At 71.0% G+C, this 16081-nt stretch carries 16 protein-coding genes and 2 pseudogenes; 8 read left to right on the top strand and 10 right to left on the bottom strand.

Annotated elements, in window-relative coordinates:
- The first annotated feature begins 300 nt into the window (after positions 1-300).
- From ACWD5Q_RS00200 to ACWD5Q_RS00185, 4 genes are all read left to right on the top strand, one after another.
- Positions 301-1716: a multidrug effflux MFS transporter gene (locus ACWD5Q_RS00200; protein ID WP_451424710.1), complete on the top strand. Its 1416-nt coding sequence runs from the start codon at positions 301-303 to the stop codon at positions 1714-1716.
- Entirely contained in the window at positions 1656-2843 is a 1188-nt protein-coding gene (locus ACWD5Q_RS00195) for a serine hydrolase domain-containing protein (RefSeq protein WP_451424709.1), read from the top strand. The genes ACWD5Q_RS00200 and ACWD5Q_RS00195 overlap by 61 nt, the downstream gene beginning before the upstream one ends.
- 12 nt (positions 2844-2855) lie before the next feature.
- On the top strand, positions 2856-3848 hold the full coding sequence (locus tag ACWD5Q_RS00190) for a small ribosomal subunit Rsm22 family protein (RefSeq protein ID WP_451424708.1): 993 nt from the start codon (positions 2856-2858) through the stop codon (positions 3846-3848).
- A 285-nt stretch (positions 3849-4133) separates the two neighbouring features.
- Entirely contained in the window at positions 4134-4871 is a 738-nt protein-coding gene (locus ACWD5Q_RS00185; RefSeq protein ID WP_451424707.1) for a bifunctional DNA primase/polymerase, read from the top strand.
- Between the two features lie 4 nt (positions 4872-4875).
- On the opposite strand, the gene ACWD5Q_RS00180 is transcribed toward ACWD5Q_RS00185, so the two are convergent.
- From ACWD5Q_RS00180 to efeO, 4 genes are all read right to left on the bottom strand, one after another.
- Positions 4876-5802, bottom strand: coding sequence for a hypothetical protein (locus ACWD5Q_RS00180; protein WP_451424706.1), 927 nt, complete (start codon positions 5800-5802; stop codon positions 4876-4878).
- Positions 5803-6050: 248 nt separating this feature from the next.
- Entirely contained in the window at positions 6051-6908 is an 858-nt protein-coding gene (gene efeU / locus ACWD5Q_RS00175; RefSeq protein WP_451424705.1) for an iron uptake transporter permease EfeU, read from the bottom strand.
- A gap of 3 nt (positions 6909-6911) precedes the next feature.
- Positions 6912-8198 (bottom strand): iron uptake transporter deferrochelatase/peroxidase subunit, encoded by a 1287-nt coding sequence (gene efeB / locus ACWD5Q_RS00170; RefSeq protein WP_451424704.1) that lies wholly within the window; start codon positions 8196-8198, stop codon positions 6912-6914.
- An 18-nt stretch (positions 8199-8216) separates the two neighbouring features.
- Entirely contained in the window at positions 8217-9353 is a 1137-nt protein-coding gene (efeO, locus tag ACWD5Q_RS00165; RefSeq protein WP_451424703.1) for an iron uptake system protein EfeO, read from the bottom strand.
- Between the two features lie 324 nt (positions 9354-9677).
- Between efeO and ACWD5Q_RS00160 the strand changes: the two genes are divergently transcribed.
- Together ACWD5Q_RS00160 and ACWD5Q_RS00155 are read left to right on the top strand one after the other, a co-directional pair.
- Positions 9678-10388 carry a hypothetical protein gene (locus ACWD5Q_RS00160; RefSeq protein ID WP_451424702.1) on the top strand — a complete coding sequence of 237 codons (711 nt, stop codon included), beginning with the start codon at positions 9678-9680 and terminating at the stop codon, positions 10386-10388.
- A gap of 40 nt (positions 10389-10428) precedes the next feature.
- Positions 10429-11073 carry a PhzF family phenazine biosynthesis protein gene (locus tag ACWD5Q_RS00155; RefSeq protein WP_451424701.1) on the top strand — a complete coding sequence of 215 codons (645 nt, stop codon included), beginning with the start codon at positions 10429-10431 and terminating at the stop codon, positions 11071-11073.
- A 280-nt stretch (positions 11074-11353) separates the two neighbouring features.
- Here the strand turns inward: ACWD5Q_RS00155 and ACWD5Q_RS00150 are convergent, their stop codons facing one another.
- The 5 genes and pseudogenes from ACWD5Q_RS00150 to ACWD5Q_RS00130 form a co-directional block, all read right to left on the bottom strand.
- Positions 11354-11941, bottom strand: a complete 588-nt coding sequence (locus tag ACWD5Q_RS00150) for a class IV adenylate cyclase (protein WP_451424700.1) — start codon at positions 11939-11941, stop codon at positions 11354-11356.
- A gap of 11 nt (positions 11942-11952) precedes the next feature.
- Complete coding sequence (locus tag ACWD5Q_RS00145) at positions 11953-12615, bottom strand: SAM-dependent methyltransferase (RefSeq protein ID WP_451424699.1); 663 nt, start codon at positions 12613-12615, stop codon at positions 11953-11955.
- Complete coding sequence (locus tag ACWD5Q_RS00140) at positions 12533-13180, bottom strand: AAA family ATPase (protein ID WP_451424698.1); 648 nt, start codon at positions 13178-13180, stop codon at positions 12533-12535. The genes ACWD5Q_RS00145 and ACWD5Q_RS00140 overlap by 83 nt, the downstream gene beginning before the upstream one ends.
- Positions 13167-14069, bottom strand: a complete 903-nt coding sequence (locus ACWD5Q_RS00135) for a radical SAM protein (RefSeq protein WP_451424697.1) — start codon at positions 14067-14069, stop codon at positions 13167-13169. The genes ACWD5Q_RS00140 and ACWD5Q_RS00135 overlap by 14 nt, the downstream gene beginning before the upstream one ends.
- 106 nt (positions 14070-14175) lie before the next feature.
- A pseudogene (locus ACWD5Q_RS00130) lies at positions 14176-14775 on the bottom strand (haloacid dehalogenase-like hydrolase); the annotation flags it as partial.
- Between ACWD5Q_RS00130 and ACWD5Q_RS00125 the strand changes: the two are divergent.
- Both ACWD5Q_RS00125 and ACWD5Q_RS00120 read left to right on the top strand, forming a co-directional pair.
- Positions 14775-14978: pseudogene (locus ACWD5Q_RS00125) on the top strand (XRE family transcriptional regulator); the annotation flags it as partial. The pseudogenes ACWD5Q_RS00130 and ACWD5Q_RS00125 overlap by 1 nt on opposite strands.
- Entirely contained in the window at positions 14965-15432 is a 468-nt protein-coding gene (locus ACWD5Q_RS00120) for an NUDIX hydrolase (protein ID WP_451424696.1), read from the top strand. The pseudogene ACWD5Q_RS00125 and the gene ACWD5Q_RS00120, both read left to right, overlap by 14 nt.
- On the opposite strand, the gene ACWD5Q_RS00115 is transcribed toward ACWD5Q_RS00120, so the two are convergent.
- Positions 15420-15983, bottom strand: coding sequence for an HD domain-containing protein (locus ACWD5Q_RS00115; protein ID WP_451424695.1), 564 nt, complete (start codon positions 15981-15983; stop codon positions 15420-15422). The two genes, ACWD5Q_RS00120 and ACWD5Q_RS00115, sit on opposite strands and share 13 nt — an antisense overlap.
- Between the last annotated feature and the right edge of the window lie 98 nt (positions 15984-16081).

Here is a 16081-nt window from a genome sequence, read left to right as displayed (position 1 = left end):
AACTGTGAAGCTTTGGTGGAGGAGTGTTGAGCATAAGCCCGCAATGTGCCCGCATGGCACGGAGGTTCACATTCCGTTTGTGTAGGTTGAGCGGTTGCCCACCAGCCAGGCCGGGCCCTGCGCGGCCCCGCCGCCTCCACCGTCGCGACCTGCGCCTCCGCCGGGGCCCCCGCCCCGTACCGGCCCCGGAGCGACGGCGCCACGCATACGGCGCGAGCGTCGTGCGCCAACCGTCCGGTTTCTCCAGCCACCCCGCAGGAGCTGAGAGCATGGGGGCAGACCGTGAGGAGAGGGGGGCACATGCCCGAGCGTGGCCGCACCACGCGTCACCGGGACGAGCCGGAGGACCACATACCCGGGGCGGAGGCGACGGCTCCTGCCGCCGCACCGCCCACCGCCACCGCCCCGAGGGACCCGGCCGCACCCCCCGCCCGGGACGGTGCCGCGCTCCGGAACGGTGAGGTGCTCCGGAACGGTGCCGCGCCCCGCCGCACCGGGCTCCTCGTCACCTTCCTCCTCGGCGGGCTCACCGCCACACCCCCGCTGGCCATGGACATGTACCTCCCGTCCCTGCCGGAGGTCACCACGTCCCTGCACGCGCCCGCCGCGACCGTGCAGCTCACCCTCACCGCCTGCCTCGCGGGCATGGCGTTCGGCCAGTTGGTGGTCGGCCCGATGAGCGACAAGTGGGGGCGGCGGCGCCCGCTGCTCGCGGGGCTGGCCGTCTACGTCGTCGCCACCGCGCTGTGCGCGCTCGCGCCCTCGGTCACGTCGCTCGTCGCGTTCCGGCTGGTGCAGGGGCTCGCGGGCGCGGCCGGAATCGTGATCGCGCGCGCCGTCGTCCGTGATCTGTACGACGGCGTGGCCATGGCCCGGTTCTTCTCCACCCTCATGCTGATCTCCGGGGTCGCGCCGATCGTCGCGCCGCTGATCGGCGGCCAGATCCTGCGCTTCACGGACTGGCGGGGCGTGTTCGTCGTCCTCACGGCCGTCGGGATCGCGCTCGCCGCGCTGGTGTGGACGAGGCTGCCCGAGACCCTTCCGCCGGGCCGCAGGCACGGCGGCGGAGCGGGCGCGGCCCTGGGCTCCCTTCGGGCCCTGCTCGCCGACCGGGCCTTCACCGGCTACACCCTCGCGGGCGGCTTCGCCTTCGCCGCGCTCTTCGCCTACGTCAGCGCCTCCCCGTTCGTGATCCAGGAGATCTACGGCGCCTCCCCGCAGACCTTCAGCCTGCTGTTCGGCCTCAACTCCGTCGGCCTCGTGATCGCCGGGCAGATCAACGGCAAGGTCCTGGTCGGCCGGGTCGCTCTCGACAAGGTGCTGGCGGCGGGCCTCGCGGTCATCACCCTCGCCGCGGCCGCGCTGCTGCTGATGGCGACGGGCGCCCTCGGCCCCGTCGGGCTCGTGCCGGTCGCGGCGGCCCTGTTCGTCCTCATGTCGGCGATGGGCCTGACCCTTCCCAACACCCAGGCGCTGGCCCTGATGCGCACCCGGCACCACGCCGGTTCCGCCTCCGCGCTGCTCGGCACCATCTCCTTCCTCATCGGGGCGGTCGCCTCGCCGCTCGTCGGGATCGCCGGCGAGCACACCGCGGTCCCGATGGCCGTCGTCCAACTGGCGGCCGCACTGGTGGCCGCCGCCTGCTTCGTGACACTGTGCCGTCCCTGGCACACCCGCACCCGCGCGGGCGTGGAGAGCGTGGGGGAGGAGAACTGAGCGCACCGAGACTGCGCGTCGACACCCCGGAGAAGGCCGGGCTCGACCCGGAGGAACTGCGTCTTGTCGTGCGGGACCTCCACGACGCCGTCGGCGGGGAGCGCCCCTGGGCGGCGGGTGCCGTGGTGATCGCCGGGCGCGGCCCGGTGATCGCCGTGGAGGAGGCGGCGGGCTGGGCGGTCCGGTACGCCGCCTACGACGCGGAGGCGGACCGGGGCGTCGAGCTGCCGCCCGAGGCGCGGGTGCCGATGACCGTGCACACGCCCTTCGACCTGGCCTCGCTCACCAAGCTGTGCACGACGGTCGCCGCGATGCAGCAACTGGAGCGCGGCACGCTCGGCATCGACGCGCGGGTCGCGGCGTACCTGCCGGACTTCCACGCGGCGGCGGAACACGGGATCACCGTACGGCAACTGCTCACCCACACCTCCGGGCTGCGGCCCGAACTCCCGCTGTACGACTGCCCGTCGGACGCGGCCCGGCTCGCACTGCTGCGCGCGGAGGCCCCGGTCGGCGCGCCCGGCACCTACCGGTACTCGGACCTGAACCTGCTGCTCCTCCAGTACGTCCTGGAACGCGTCACCGGGCGCACACTCGACACGCTCGTCCACGACGGCATCACCCGGCCGCTCGGGATGACGGCGACGGGCTTCGGGCCGAGCCCGGACGCGGCGGCGACGGAGGACCAGCGGCGACCGTGGGCCAAGGTGGACCGGGGCATGCTGCGGGGGGTGGTCCACGACGAGAACGCCTGGGCGCTCGGCGGGGTGGCCGGGCACGCGGGCCTCTTCTCGACGGCACGGGACCTGGCGGTCTTCTGCCGCACCCTGCTGTCCGGCGGCTCCTACGGGCCCGCGCGCATCCTGGGCCCCGACCTCGTCGATCTGATGCTGACTGCGCCGGGCCTGGGCTTCGCGGTCGACCAGCCGTGGTTCATGGGCGCGCTGGCGGGCCGGGGCGCGGCAGGCCATACGGGCTTCACGGGCACGTCCCTGGTCCTGGACCCGGCGACGGACACCTTCCTCGTCCTCCTCGCGAACGCGGTCCATCCCCGCCGCCGGGACCCGGACCACCGGGTGCGCGTGGCGATGGGGAACCGACTGGCGCGGGCGGTCCGGGGCACCTGAGAGAATCGGCGGGTGAACGTCCCCGTCTCCCCAGCCGACACCCTGCGCGCCGCCCTCGCCGGACTGCTCGACGGGCTGCCGCCCCGGCAGGCCGCGCAGGCCGTGGAGCGGCTGATCGCCAACTACCGGGGGCGCACCCCGACGGACGTGCCCGTGCTGCGGGACCGTTCGGACGTGGTCGCGTATGCCGCGTACCGGATGCCCGCGACGTTCGAGGCGGTGTCCGCGGCGCTGGCGGCGTTCGCCGACGCCGTGCCCGGATGGGCGCCGGGGAGCCATGTGGATGTCGGCGGCGGCACCGGGGCGGCGACCTGGGCCGTCAGCGCCACCTGGGAGGGGAAGCGCCCGGTCACCGTGCTCGACTGGGCCGAGCCCGCGCTCGCGCTGGGCCGGGAGATCGCCGCCGCGAACCCGGAACTGAAGGCCGCCGAGTGGCACCGCTCTCGTATCGGATCGGCGCTCACGCTCAAGAGCACTGATCTCGTGACGGTCTCCTACGTCCTCGGCGAGTTGACCGAGGCCGACCGTGCCGCGGTCGTCGACGCCGCCGCGGCGGCCGCGCAGGCCGTCGTGGTCGTCGAACCCGGCACCCCGGACGGCTACGCCCGGGTCATCGAGGCCCGCGACCGGCTGATCGGCGCCGGCTTCCAGGTCGCCGCGCCCTGCCCGCACAGCGCGGCCTGCCCCATCGTGCCCGGCGAGGACTGGTGCCACTTCTCGGCCCGGGTCAGCCGTTCCTCGCTGCACCGGCAGGTCAAGGGCGGCTCGCTGGCGTACGAGGACGAGAAGTTCAGCTATGTCGCCGCGGCCCGCTTCCCGGTGCACCCGGCCGCCTCCCGGGTCGTCCGCCGGCCGCAGATCCGCAAGGGCCAGGTGCTTCTCGACCTGTGCGGCCCGGACGAGTCCCTGCACCGCGACACGGTGACCAAACGCCACGGCTCCCTCTACCGGGCGGCCCGCGACACCGACTGGGGCGACCCGTGGCCCCCGGCCCACGAGGACTGACACCCGCTTGCCCCCGGCTGCCGGCCAGGTCCGGCCCGCACCCGCGCCGGGCCGGCACCCCTCACGGACCACGGAAGACCCCGCCCGTACACGAGTGCGGTCGGACACCCACGTCGGTCTCCCTTCCGCCGGATACATACGGATAAATCCCGTAATGGCCTCTGATACCGGCCCGCGGTTGGCGTTGCCCCTCCTACCCCGGACGGGGTCTCCGGTCAACCGGGGCGCAGGATGGTGGGACCATGGGGCATGTGTCCCGGTCACGGCAGTGAGGCGAGGGGATAGATGAGCGCAGAGTTCGGCCGCCGCACGGGCGGGCAGGGCAGGATCTCCCAGTGGCTGCGCGGACGCCGTCCCGCCCGTCTCAAGGAGGACGCCGGTGACGGCGGCCGTGAGGCGATGCTGCTGGCTGCCGCCGCCGCGGGGCTGCCGCTCGCGCCCGCCGCGCACCCCGTCGGCTACCGCTGCTCCTGCGACCGCATCGGCTGTCCCACGCCCGCCCGGCACCCCGTCTCCTTCGCCTGGCAGACCCAGTCCACGACGGACCGGGCGCAGGTCGAGCGCTGGGCCCGGCACCAGCCGCAGGCGAACTTCATCACCGCGACCGGGATGGTGCACGACGTGCTGGACGTCCCGTGGGAGGCCGGCGAGGAGGCCCTGGCGGCGCTGCTCGCCTCCGGTGTGGAGGTGGGACCGGTCGCCGAGACCGGCGACGCCCGCATGCTGTTCTTCACCCTGACCCGCGGCACCCCCGAGGACGAGGACGAGTGGTGGCCGTGCGCGCTGGACTGCCAGCCGGAGACGATGGACGAGCATCCGGGTCTGCGCTGGCACTGCCGGGGCTCGTACGTGCTCGTACCGCCCGCGCAGTTGCCCGGTGATCTGACCGTCGCGTGGGTACGGGGGCCGGAGCACGCGCTGCCGGATCCGCTGAGCCTGCTGGAGCATCTGACGGACGCCTGCGCGCGCCACGCCGGGAACGCCGCCGGGGACCAGCTCGCGGGCTGGCCGCACGGGAGTTGAGCCCTCACTCCCCCTTCGCGCCCGTCAGCCCCTCCACCCGGCTCAGGAACGTCACCTGACCGCGTGCCGGGTCCAGCACCGCCTGGTTGGAGACGAACTCCAGCGTCAGGGACTGCCTGACCTCTCCGGTCAGCAGCGCCTTGGTGTTCGCGCTGACGTCGAGGTTCACGCCCTGCGCGGCCGTCTGCTTCTCGAAGCGGCGCGTGGCGAAGAACACCAGCGCGCCACCGCCGGTGGTGCGCAGCCCCACCGGGGCGTAGGCGCCGTCCGTCAGCGGCTGGTCGAGATACTGCTGGGCCAGCCCGGGCCGCTTCGCGTTCGCCAGCCGGCCGGCCCGGAACTGCGAGGTGTGCGGGCCCGGCGCGAACACGGTCCCGCCGCTCTTCAGATACGACGCGTAGGCCGCCCCGAGCCCGCTCGGCCGCACGGCGAGCGCCGCGTCGTCCGCGGTGACGGGCTCGGCCCAGCCGTCCTTGTCCTTCTCGAACGTGGGCACGTCACCCGCCGCGAGGATGGTCAGATACGACACCGCCCACACCTTGTCCGGGCCCAAGCGGGTGAAGACGAGCAGCCAATGGGCTTCCGTGCTGCCCTTGTTGGCGTGGGCGTCGGCGACGAACCAGCGGGGCCAGCCCGCCTTCTTCGGGATCGTGAACCGGGCGTCGGTCAGCTTCAGCGGGACATGGGCCGGATTGCCGTCCGGGCTGGTCCGGTGTCCCGCCGCCAGCTTGCCGGCGTCGATGTCGGCGAGGGCGCCGGTGACCCGGTCCGCGTCCTGGGAGCGGTCGTAGGTCTTGTCCGCCTTGTTGTAGGCGGCGAGGAAGTCCTTGAGCGCGCGGGCGGCCTCGGGCCTGGTCGCCGTCGGCACGACCTCGCGTTCGCCGTGGACGACGACGCAGCCGCTCGCCGTCAGGGAGACGACGGCGGCCACCGCTGTCGCCAGGGCGAAGCGGCCGCGCCCCCGAAGCGTCCGAGAGCCGCGCCGACGAGGCGTCCGAGGGCCCCGGCTACGACGTGTCAGAGGGCTGCGCTCCCCGCCAACCCCGCGATCCCTGCTCATGAGTGGCCTTCACCTTCCCCTTCCCGGAGGCGAACCCTACCGGGGCGGGGCGAGCGGCGGGCGGCGGGTTCCCCTACCGCGTCCGCACCGTGACACCGCCGGCGGCGGCCGGCGCACCGTCAGACCTTTTCGTGCACCGGGGGAGGCGGAACCTGCTGCCTGCTCCTGCCGAGGGCGAACCCGGCCGGGGAGAGGAAGATCGCGAGCGTGGGGACCAGATACAGGGCCCACACCGTGAGTTGGAGGACCGTCGGGTCGGGCTGGAAGTTGAACACGCCCTTCAGCAGCGTGCCGTACCAGCTGTCCGGCGGGATGACGCCACTGATGTCGAAGGCGAGGTTCGTCAGCCCCGGGACCCAGCCGGCCTCCTGCAGGTCGTGGAGGCCGTAGGCGAGCACGCCCGCGGCGACGACGACCAGCATGCCGCCGGTCCAGGTGAAGAACTTGGCGAGGTTGATCTTCAGAGCGCCGCGGTAGAACAGCCAGCCCAGGAGGACCGCCGTGGCGAGCCCCAGGGCGACGCCGATGAGCGGGCGCGGGGTGCCGTCGCTGGCCGCGTGCACCGACGCCCACACGAACAGCGCGGTCTCCAGACCCTCCCGGCCGACAGCGAGGAACGCGGTGGCGACCAGCGCGCCCGTGCCCATCCGCAGGGCGGCGTCCAGCTTGCCGTGCAGTTCGGACCTCAGATGCCGGGCGGTGCGCCGCATCCAGAAGACCATCCAGGTCACCAGGGCCACCGCGAGGATCGACAGGGTGCCGCCGAGCGCCTCCTGGGCCTCGAACGTCAGCTCCTGGGAGCCGAATTCGAGGACGCAGCCGAAGCCCAGCGCGATGGCGACCGCGATGCCGATACCCATCCAGATCGGCTTCAGGGCGTCCCGGCGGCCCGTCTTGACCAGATAGGCGATCAGAATGCAGACGACGAGACTGGCTTCCAGTCCTTCGCGCAGGCCGATCAGGTAGTTGGAGAACACGGACTACGCCTCCTCGGTCAGCAGGGCCCGGCCCCACCAGTCGTTCTGGTCGCGGACCCCCGGCGGGACCGCGAAGACGGCCGAACCCACGTGCTGGATGTACTCGTTGAGCGCGTCGGACGCCGACAGCCTGCGCTGCAGCGGGATGAATCCCTTGCGCGGGTCGCGCTGGTAGGCGAGGAAGAACAGGCCCGCGTCCAGGCGGCCGAGTCCGTCCGTGCCGTCGGTGAAGGAGTAGCCGCGGCGCAGGATCGTGATCCCGCCGTGGGAGTCGGGGTGGGCGAGCCGCACATGCGCGTCGGGCTTCATCGCCTTCAGGAACGGCTCGTCGTGCTCCTTCGCCTTGCCGACGGGGGCGCCCTCGCCCTTGTCGCGGCCGAAGACGTCCTCCTGCTCCTGGAGCGAGGCTCGGTCCCAGGTCTCGATGTTCATGCGGATGCGCCGGGCGACGAGGTACGAGCCGCCGGTCATCCAGGCCGTGTTCCGGTCGCCGTCGCCGTCCCCGACCCAGACGAACCTCTTCAGCCGGTCCGTCTCCGTGCCCGCGATGTTGCGGGTGCCGTCCTTGAACCCCATGAGGTTGCGGGGGGTCTGGGCGTCCGGGGTGGTCGACGAGGTCTTGCCGAAGCCGAGCTGGGACCAGCGGATGGCGACCTTGCCGAAGCCGATGCGGGCCAGGTTGCGGATCGCGTGCACGGCGACCTGGGGGTCGTCCGCGCAGGCCTGGACGCACAGATCGCCGCCGGTGCGGGACCTGTCGAGGTTGTCGCCCGGGAACGGGGGCAGGTCGACCAGGGCATCCGGCCGCCGCTCCCGCAGCCCGAACTTCTCGAAGAACGACGGTCCGAAGCCGATCGTCAGCGTCAGCCGCGTCGGCTTGAGGCCCAGTGCCTCACCGGTGTCGTCCGGCGGGGCCTCGGCGAGCCCGCCGTACGCGCCCTCGCCGACCGCCAGGCCCGCGGTCATCCGCCGCGCCGCCGCCGTCCAGTCCTTCATCAGCCGGACGAACTCGGCGCGGTCGTCGGTCCTCACGTCGAACGCGGCGAAGTGCAGCCGGTCCTGCACGGGGGTGGCGATGCCCGCCTGGTGCGCGCCGTGGAAGCCCACCGCGGCGCCCGTGGCGGCCTCGGCCGGGTCGGCGCCGTCGCCCGTACGGGCCACCGCCACCGCACCGCCGGCCACGGCCGCGCCGAGCGCGAGTCCCGCGCCGCCCCAGCCGATCAGCGCACGCCGTGAGGGCGCCGGGGAGGCCGCTTGCGAAGAGGCCGTGTCCGTGGTCGTGTCCGTCATGCTTGTGGTCCCTTGCTTCTACTTCACGACGGCGGCGGCGAGCTTGGACAGCGGCTCCGCGAGCGCGTTCACCGCGTCCGAGAGCTCCTTGCGCTCGTCCTTGCCGACCTTGTCGTACGAGACGAAGTCGTACGACGTCTTGTCCGAGCGGTACTTGTCGAGCAGCGTGTTCAGCGCCGCGAACTGCTTGTCCAGCTCCTGGGTCAGCGCGGCGTCGTTCTTCTGCGCGACCGGCTTCAGCAGCTCGTACGCCTTCTGCGCGCCCTCGACGTTGCCCTTGAAGTCGACGAGGTCGGTGTGCGCGTAGCGGTCCTCCTCGCCGGTGACCTTGCCGGTGGCGACCTCGTCGAGCAGCTCCTTGGCGCCGTTGGCCATGGAGGTCGGGGTGATCTCGGCCTTGCCGACCCGGGCCTGCCAGTCCTTCAGGTCCCTGACGAGCTGGTCGGCGAGGGTCTTCTCCTCGGCGCCGATCTTCTTGTCCTGCCAGAGGGCCTTCTCCAGCCGGTGCCAGCCGGTCCACTTCTGGCCCTGCTCCAGGCCGTCGGCGCGGGTGTCGACCTTCGGGTCGATGTCACCGAAGGACTCGGCGACCGGCTCGGTGCGCTCCCAGCCGAGGCGGGACGGCGCGTAGGCCTTCTGCGCGGCCGCCACGTCGCCGTCCTTGACCGCCTTCACGAAGGTCTCGACCCGGGGCAGCGTCTCGTCGGCCTGGTCCTGCGCGTAGGCGCGGTAGTCGGCGACGGCCTGGTCCAGCTTCGGGTCCCGCTGGGCGGCCGTGCCACCGGTGACGGTCAGCTTCTGCCGTACGCCGTGACCCTTCATCCCCGGGCGGCAGGCGATCTCGTACGAACCGGCCTTGACCTCGGCGGTCAGCGTGTACTTGGTGCCCGGGCCGATGTTCTCCTTCTCGGAGACGATCCGGTCGTCCGGGAAGACGATCTCGACCTCGGTGGCCTTGGAGCCCTTGTTCTCGATCTTCAGCGTGACCTGGCCGGCCGGCACGGACGTGGTTGAGGTGTCGCACGTGGTGTCGGCGGCCGTCACCTGGATCGCGTCGCTGCCCTCGGCGTCGCTTTTCGCGGTGCAGGCCGTGACGGCGGTCAGGGCGGCCGCGGTGGCGACGGCGGTGACGACGGAGAGTCGGGCGGCTCGCATGCATGCTCCCAGGGGGCGAACGAAGGACTGCACCGCACGGAGGGAGCCCGCGCGGTGTGGTGAGGCTTGCCTAACTTACCTGAGCCTTACCTCACTCACACCAACCGGGTCGTGATTCCGGTCGGACGGAAGATCACGGATACGGCTTGAGTGCGCCATCTTAAAACAATCCCCAAGAAATGACCAAGAAAAGGTCAACTGTCGCAGCCCGTGGACGATCACGTCGTTCTACGGGAACTGACCCATCTCGGGTGAGACGTCCGTCCTGCGGGCAGGAGAAAAGCCTTCGACCAGCCGGGCCTCGACGAACCATGATCCGTACTCGTGACGACGCCGAAGCAACTCCTGGTCCAGGCCGCCGCCCGCAACAACGCCGAATGGTGCGCAGTGATGAGCCGATCGCACGGCTTGGCGGGCGAGTTCGGGGAAGAGGTATGGGCCGCTCCGGCCCGCACGCCGCTGTACTACCCCGACGCGGTGACGCTGGTGCCAGGGGCCGACCCGGCCGCGTTGGAGGCCCGGATCGACACCGCCGCGCCCGGCGCCTCCGTCAAGGACAGCTTCGCCGACCTCGACCTGACGGAGGCCGGCTTCCAGGTGCTGTTCGAGGCGCAGTGGATCCACCGTCCGGCGAGTGCGCCCGCCACCGCGCCGGATGTCGCCTGGGACGTGGCGGGCGACCCGGACACACTGCGCGCATGGGCGCTCGCCTGGGACGACGGGGACGGAAATGCCAACCTCTTCCGGCCCGAACTGCTCGACGACCCCGCCACATTCGTGATCGCCGGACACTCCGCCGACGGCGGAGTGGTCGCCGGAGCGGTGGCGAGTCTCAGTGACCAGGTGGTCGGAATCTCCAACGTCTTCGCACTCGGCGGCGACCTTGGCGTGGCCTGGCCGGTCGTACTGGATGCTGTGCACCGGCTCTTCCCCACTCTGCCGGTGGTCGGCTATGAGCACGGCGATGGCCTGGCGGTCGCCGTGCGCCATGGCTTCGAGCCGGTCGGCCCGCTGCGGATCTGGCTGCACGGCTGACCGGCTCCCCGGCGGCCCGGAGTGATGTTTGAATGCCCGCGTGACTGACTACGACGTGCTGCGTGTCTTCTGCGGACCCGGCGGTGGGTACGGCAACGAACTCGGCGTCGTCCGCGACGGCTCGACGGTTCCCGAGCGGAGCGACCGGCAGGCGCTCGCCGCGAAGCTCGGCTTCAGCGAGACGGTGTTCGTCGACGATCCCGAGCGCGGCGTCATCGACATCTACACCCCCACGCTGCGGCTGTTTTTCGCCGGGCACCCCTGTGTGGGCACGGCCTGGCTGCTCGACGTGCCCGAGATCGTCACCCCGGCCGGTGTGGTGGGGGCGCGCCTGGACGGCGAGTTCAGCTGGATCGAGGCTCTCCCGGAGTGGGCGCCGCCGCGCACGCTGAAGCAGTACGCGACGGCCGCCGAGGTGGACGCGCTGGAGGTGCCCCCGCCGGGAGAGTGGATCTACGCCTGGGCGTGGGAGGACGAGGCGGCGGGCCGTGTGCGCGCCCGCGCCTTCCCCGGCCGCGACGACGGCATCGACGAGGACGAGGCGACGGGCGCGGCGGCGCTGCTGCTGACGGCGCGACTGGGCCGCGCGCTGAACATCACCCAGGGAGCGGGCTCGCAGATCCTGACGGCACCGCAGCCCGAGGGGTGGGTGGAGATCGGAGGGAGGGTGCTGCTGGAGCGCTGACGGACCGGTGCTGCTGGAGCGTTGACGGACCCTGGCTAGGCTCACGCCGCGGGGACGGCGGACACCTGCTGATTAGGGCGGGGGCTCAACCTCGGCGGAGGAACCTGTTCTGGCCCCGATGCTTGCCGGTCCTTCTTCCGGAGGTCGGCTGTCCCACCGCGGCGGCTTCGTCGGCCGGGCGGAGTGGTCCGGGCTTCCTCCGCGGACGAACTCGGTGATTCCAGGGATGATCCTGTGCTGTAGAGCGACTTCCGTCACCATTGCTCGTCCGCCTCCGTGATCAACGGCCCTGGGCCGTCGGGGAAGCGTCCTCCTGCTTCTCGGAGTCGCAGAACAGGAGGGTCGGTTCGGCGAGAATGTCGCGGCCCGCCTCGCTCTTGTAAATCTCGTCGACGCTGCCAAACCGGGCCTCGGAATAGTCCAGGTCCAGCAGCGCGGCGGCCTGTCGGACCGATGCCTCGTCCGGCCCTTCGATCTCCAGGAAGGTGGGCAGGTCAGGCCAGGTGTCGAAGTCGAAGGCGACCTCGCCCAGGCGCCACTCTTCGCGGTAGTTCTCCTGGTAACGGACCTCGGTGAGGCCGACTCGACGGAGGATGTCGGCCATGGCGTGCAGGTCGGTGACCTCGGTCTCGATCTCCTTGGTGCCGTCGATCGTCGTGGCATCGGTGACCTGCTTGAGCGTGGGCGTCGAGCGGGTGCCCTCGTCACGCAGGCGGAGCCAGGCCCCGCCGTCGAGAGAGTCGTTCTCGAAGATCTTGCGGGTGAGGAGCGTGCGGGGGAGTGCCCGGACGGCGCCGAGGGCGGTCAGCTTGGCTTGGAGGCCGACGGCGTCGACGGCCAGGAACTTCGCCTCGTACTCGTGCTTCATGGGTCCTTGTCTCAGAAGTGGTCGGTGAGGGTGGACGTTCGGGCGGCCATGATCAGGCCCATGCGGTGGGTGTGGCGGTGCGGCTGGCCGACGTGGGGTCGCTCGGTGAACTCGTTCGTGCGCAGGGTGAGCAGGACCTCCCAGTCGCCGAGGAAGTGATGGCGCAGGCGCTCGGGGGAGGTGTAGTGCTCGATCATGTGGTGGCGTCTTTCGACGGGCATCATGAACTCCGCGCCGAGCACACCGCCCGGGCGGACCAGGCGCTGCATGCGGTCGACGAACTCGGCGAGCGGGCGGTGGTGGTTGGCACTGTAGTGCCACGAGCAGCTCGTCCAGACCGCCTCGCACTGCAGGCCCAGGGGTTCGCCGTCGAGGAAGTCGTCCTCAACGACCTGTACGCGGTCGCGGAGTTCTTCGAGCTTCAATCGATCGATCAGGCCCAGCGCGTGTGCCTGGCTGTCACCCGGGAGGTGGACGTCGCCTCCGTGGAGGGCAACCGCGTCGCGTTCGATGGCGACAACGTGGTAGCCAGCGGCGGCGAGGGGCAGGACGAACTTGCCGTCGCTCGCGCCGACAACCGCGATGATGGCGTCAGGGGCTACGCGTTCCCGCAGCGTGGCGAGGAACTGGGGGAAGAAGGTGAGGGTGTGCTCCCACAGGCTCTGTGTCTGCATGGGAGTGCGCTCCTTGCGTATCGGTGTCTGTGATCACGCGGAGGACCTCGTCGGGGCTGCGCCCCGTGGTGTCGATGCGATGCATCGGGAACGAGGCGTAGGCGTACGTCACCCGGTCCGTGGCGGTCTCGATCAGTGCGTCCCACCGCGATGCTGGCTTGTTCCGTCCAGCGAGGCGACGTTGCCGTTCGTCGTCGGCACAGACGAGGTGGTACGTGACGGGTGTCGGCAGCCAGCTCGGCAGGGCGACGCCGAGCCGAGCGCCCAGGGCCCGGTGGTTGGCGAGGCACCGGGCGAAGTAGCTCTCGACGACGACAGAGAGACCAGCATCAAGGTGGTGCCGGATCTCCTCCGCCGCAGTGAACAGCGCGGAGAGGTAGAGGCACATCCGCGCCTCGACGTTCGTCCCCTCGTCCAACGCGTGTCTGACGGGCTGATAGAGGGACGGGACGGTGGGGACGAGGACGGCATGGCGGGCGGCGGCGAGCATCGGCGCCAGGGTGGACTTACCGGTGCCCCGTAAGCCCTCCAGGCTCTCGAAGCGCGGGTGGTCAGGCACGGGCATACACCACGTCCGGCACCCCGAGGGCGAGTTCGTCCGTGGCCGACGGCCTGTGGACGATGCGTCCCGCCGCCTTCTCGTACCAGAAGGCGTGCGAGTCCTTGCCTACGGCCTTGCAGGACATGGTCAGCGCTCCGCGCGGGTCGGCCTCGATGCGGTCGATCTCGCGCGGCCCGGCGGACGGTGCGCAGACCTGTGGGGCGCCATTCTCGGAGAGGTCTTCGTCGACGATCACCTCCAGGGGCAGATCGGCCGATGCGAGCAATTCGCGGAGCCGGCCGTAAGCGGAGGGGTCGGTGACCAGCAGCTCGGGATGGTCGGCGGCGTTGCCGACCGGCCGCAGGTGATGGAGCTTGAGTTGCCGGACCCCAAGCTGCGCCAAGACGCTGGCGAGAGGGAGGACCTCGTCGATGTTCCGCGAGGTGACGGTCATGGTCGCGCCCGTCGGAACGCCGAGATCCCGCGCCAGACTGAGCGAGTTGAGGGCGCTGTGGTAGCTGCCCTGCCTGCGGATGCCGTCGTTGGTCGATCCGACGCCCTCCAGCGAGACCCTGAGTAGGTCCAGGTGCGGAGCGATCTCCGTCAGTCGGCGTTCGATCCGGTACCCGTTGGTGCAGATCTCGACGCGCTGGCCCAGCTCCTCCTTGGCGTGGCGGACGACCTGCGCGAGGTCCCGGTGGACGAACGGCTCTCCGCCGAGCAGGGTCACGGCCTCTGTGCCGTACTCGTCCCGCATCAGGGAGAGGAGACTGACGGCTTCCTCGGCGGTGAAGGCGTCGGCGTACTGAAGCCGTTTGCCGTGGAAGCAGTGCAGGCACGTGAAGTTGCAGCGGTAGAGCAGCTGCAGGTACAGCATCCGGATCTTCCTGATCCCGGTGACTTCCCCGATCACATCGGCTCCTTCGGCTGACTGCCTGTTGGGAGCCCTGATAGTGGCCTTCTGCCCGGGGACCTCGTCACCGCGTTCAGGGACGGTCCGAGGACGTCCTGGGACATTTTCAGTGACCTGCGAAGGACTCCAGGATGTCGAGAACGCGCTTCGTGTCCGAAAGGTCGGGCAGGACTTCAGCCGCGCCGACGGCGGTCAGTTCCTCCGGTCCGTGGATGCCCGATGCGACGGCGACGATCCCGGAGCCCGTGGTCAGGGCCGCTTCCACGTCGCGAGGGGTGTCCCCCACCAGGACGGTGGGGACGTCAGCCGGAACGCCGCGAAGCCGCTGCACGCGCTCGCGGGCGACAGCAACCAGTTGGGGACGGAGCTCGGCGTCCGCTCCGTAGGCGCCCACCGGCAGGTCCAGCAGTGAGTCGAGGCCGAACGCTGATAGCTTCACCCGTGCGTTGGAGGCGACGTTGCCGGTCAGGACGGAGGAAACCCACCCGCTCTGGGCGGAGGCGGCCTTCAGCGCCTCATAGGCGCCGGGCAAGGCAGTTCCGCGCCTGCGCAGTTCATCCAGCCGTGCTTCTCCCGCTTGGGCGAGGGCGGTCTCAACGGAGTGCCAGTCAGGTACGGGCAGCTCGTCGCGGACGAACATATCGCGCATGATCAGTCGATCCGTACGCCCCTTGGTACGCGCCGGCTCCGTAGGCTCGCGTCCCGTCCATGTTCCGCTACGACGACAACCTGCTCGTCAACCCCCACATCTGGGGACAACCCGCCAGCGCCAACCCCCTCCTCCACCTCAAGAGGGCAGACGACGCAGGGTGGTTCGAGAGCTACGCTCAAAGCTTCGACGCCGTCTGGGCCATCGCACGGCCATGGACACCCGACCCGGAGAGGACCGCCGACCATGGGCAGGACTGAGTACTACAACGACCCCACCGCCCCGAAGGCGAACACCCTCATCCCGGCCAGCAACCTCCTCGTCGTCGACGAGACCGGCGCCATTCTTCTCCAGCGACGCCGCGACACCGGCCAGTGGGCACTCCCCGGTGGAGCCCAGGACATCGGCGAGACCGCGGCTGAATGTGCCGTGCGCGAGTGCCTGGAGGAGACCGGCATCATCGCGGAGATCACCGGCTTCCTCGGCGTCTACACCAACCCGAACCATATCGTCGCCTACACCGACGGCGAGATCCGCCAGCAGTACGAGAACACCTACATCGGCCGCCCCGTCGGCGGAGCGCCCACGATCAACGACGAGGCCGACGGTGTCCGCTTCGTACAGCCGGCCGACCTGGACCACTACGACGTCCACCCGAGCATGCGCCAGCAGATCGGGGACTACCTCGCCGGCACGTACCCCTACCTCGGCTGAGCCGCCAGCGCGGCCTCGATCCTCTCGACCGAGGAGAAGATCTCCGGCGCCGCCCGCCGGATGAACCGCCCGACTACACTGTCCGCGCCGTAGCGGTCGACGATCTCCGCGACCCGCTCCCGCGCGGTGGTCCGGCCGCCGTCGGGCGTCGTCGTCATGTCGCAGTACACGAGGGCGTCCACGAGCAGAGGCTCCTCCAGCAACGGGAATTCCGTTGCGAGTTCCTCCCTCAGCCCGCGCTCCTCGGCCTCCAGGAGCGCGAACGAGTGGTTCGCGACCAGCCGCACCAGCCGCTTGTCAGCCCCGTGCTCGTCACGGAGGAACCGGGCCCCGTCCAGCGGATGGAAGCCGGTCACCGCGAGCCGGGGTGCGTACCCGACGTCATGAAGCGTGGCGGCAGCGAAGAGCAGGCCAGCGTCTATGCCGAGAACCTGACGCACTTCAACCGCGCGTTCAGCCACTCCTTGTGTATGCGCCCACCGTCGTGGAAGCGGACTGCTGAGTTCGGCTTCCGCTACCTGCGTCGCCCACTCACCGATCAGGTCACCCATGCCGTGCTCTCTGCCCAAGGCGCGTCTTGCTCAAGCCCCGCCGGTTAGAGACCCGGCACCGAAGCCGGACGAGATCCAGCGGGGCGGAATGAACCGAC

Source organism: Streptomyces sp. NPDC002513 (assembly GCF_053595355.1).
This window is presented reverse-complemented; position numbering and strand designations above follow the sequence as displayed.

Excerpts from the sequence above, each read along its gene's own strand:
- ACWD5Q_RS00115 (WP_451424695.1), bottom strand. The coding sequence starts at position 15,983 with ATGGGTGACCTGATCGGTGAGTGGGCGACGCAGGTAGCGGAAGCCGAA.
- ACWD5Q_RS00200 (WP_451424710.1), top strand. The coding sequence starts at position 301 with ATGCCCGAGCGTGGCCGCACCACGCGTCACCGGGACGAGCCGGAGGAC.
- ACWD5Q_RS00185 (WP_451424707.1), top strand. The coding sequence starts at position 4,134 with ATGAGCGCAGAGTTCGGCCGCCGCACGGGCGGGCAGGGCAGGATCTCC.
- ACWD5Q_RS00145 (WP_451424699.1), bottom strand. The coding sequence starts at position 12,615 with ATGCAGACACAGAGCCTGTGGGAGCACACCCTCACCTTCTTCCCCCAG.
- ACWD5Q_RS00120 (WP_451424696.1), top strand. The coding sequence starts at position 14,965 with ATGGGCAGGACTGAGTACTACAACGACCCCACCGCCCCGAAGGCGAAC.
- ACWD5Q_RS00150 (WP_451424700.1), bottom strand. The coding sequence starts at position 11,941 with ATGAAGCACGAGTACGAGGCGAAGTTCCTGGCCGTCGACGCCGTCGGC.
- ACWD5Q_RS00140 (WP_451424698.1), bottom strand. The coding sequence starts at position 13,180 with ATGCCCGTGCCTGACCACCCGCGCTTCGAGAGCCTGGAGGGCTTACGG.
- efeO (WP_451424703.1), bottom strand. The coding sequence starts at position 9,353 with ATGCGAGCCGCCCGACTCTCCGTCGTCACCGCCGTCGCCACCGCGGCC.
- efeB (WP_451424704.1), bottom strand. The coding sequence starts at position 8,198 with ATGACGGACACGACCACGGACACGGCCTCTTCGCAAGCGGCCTCCCCG.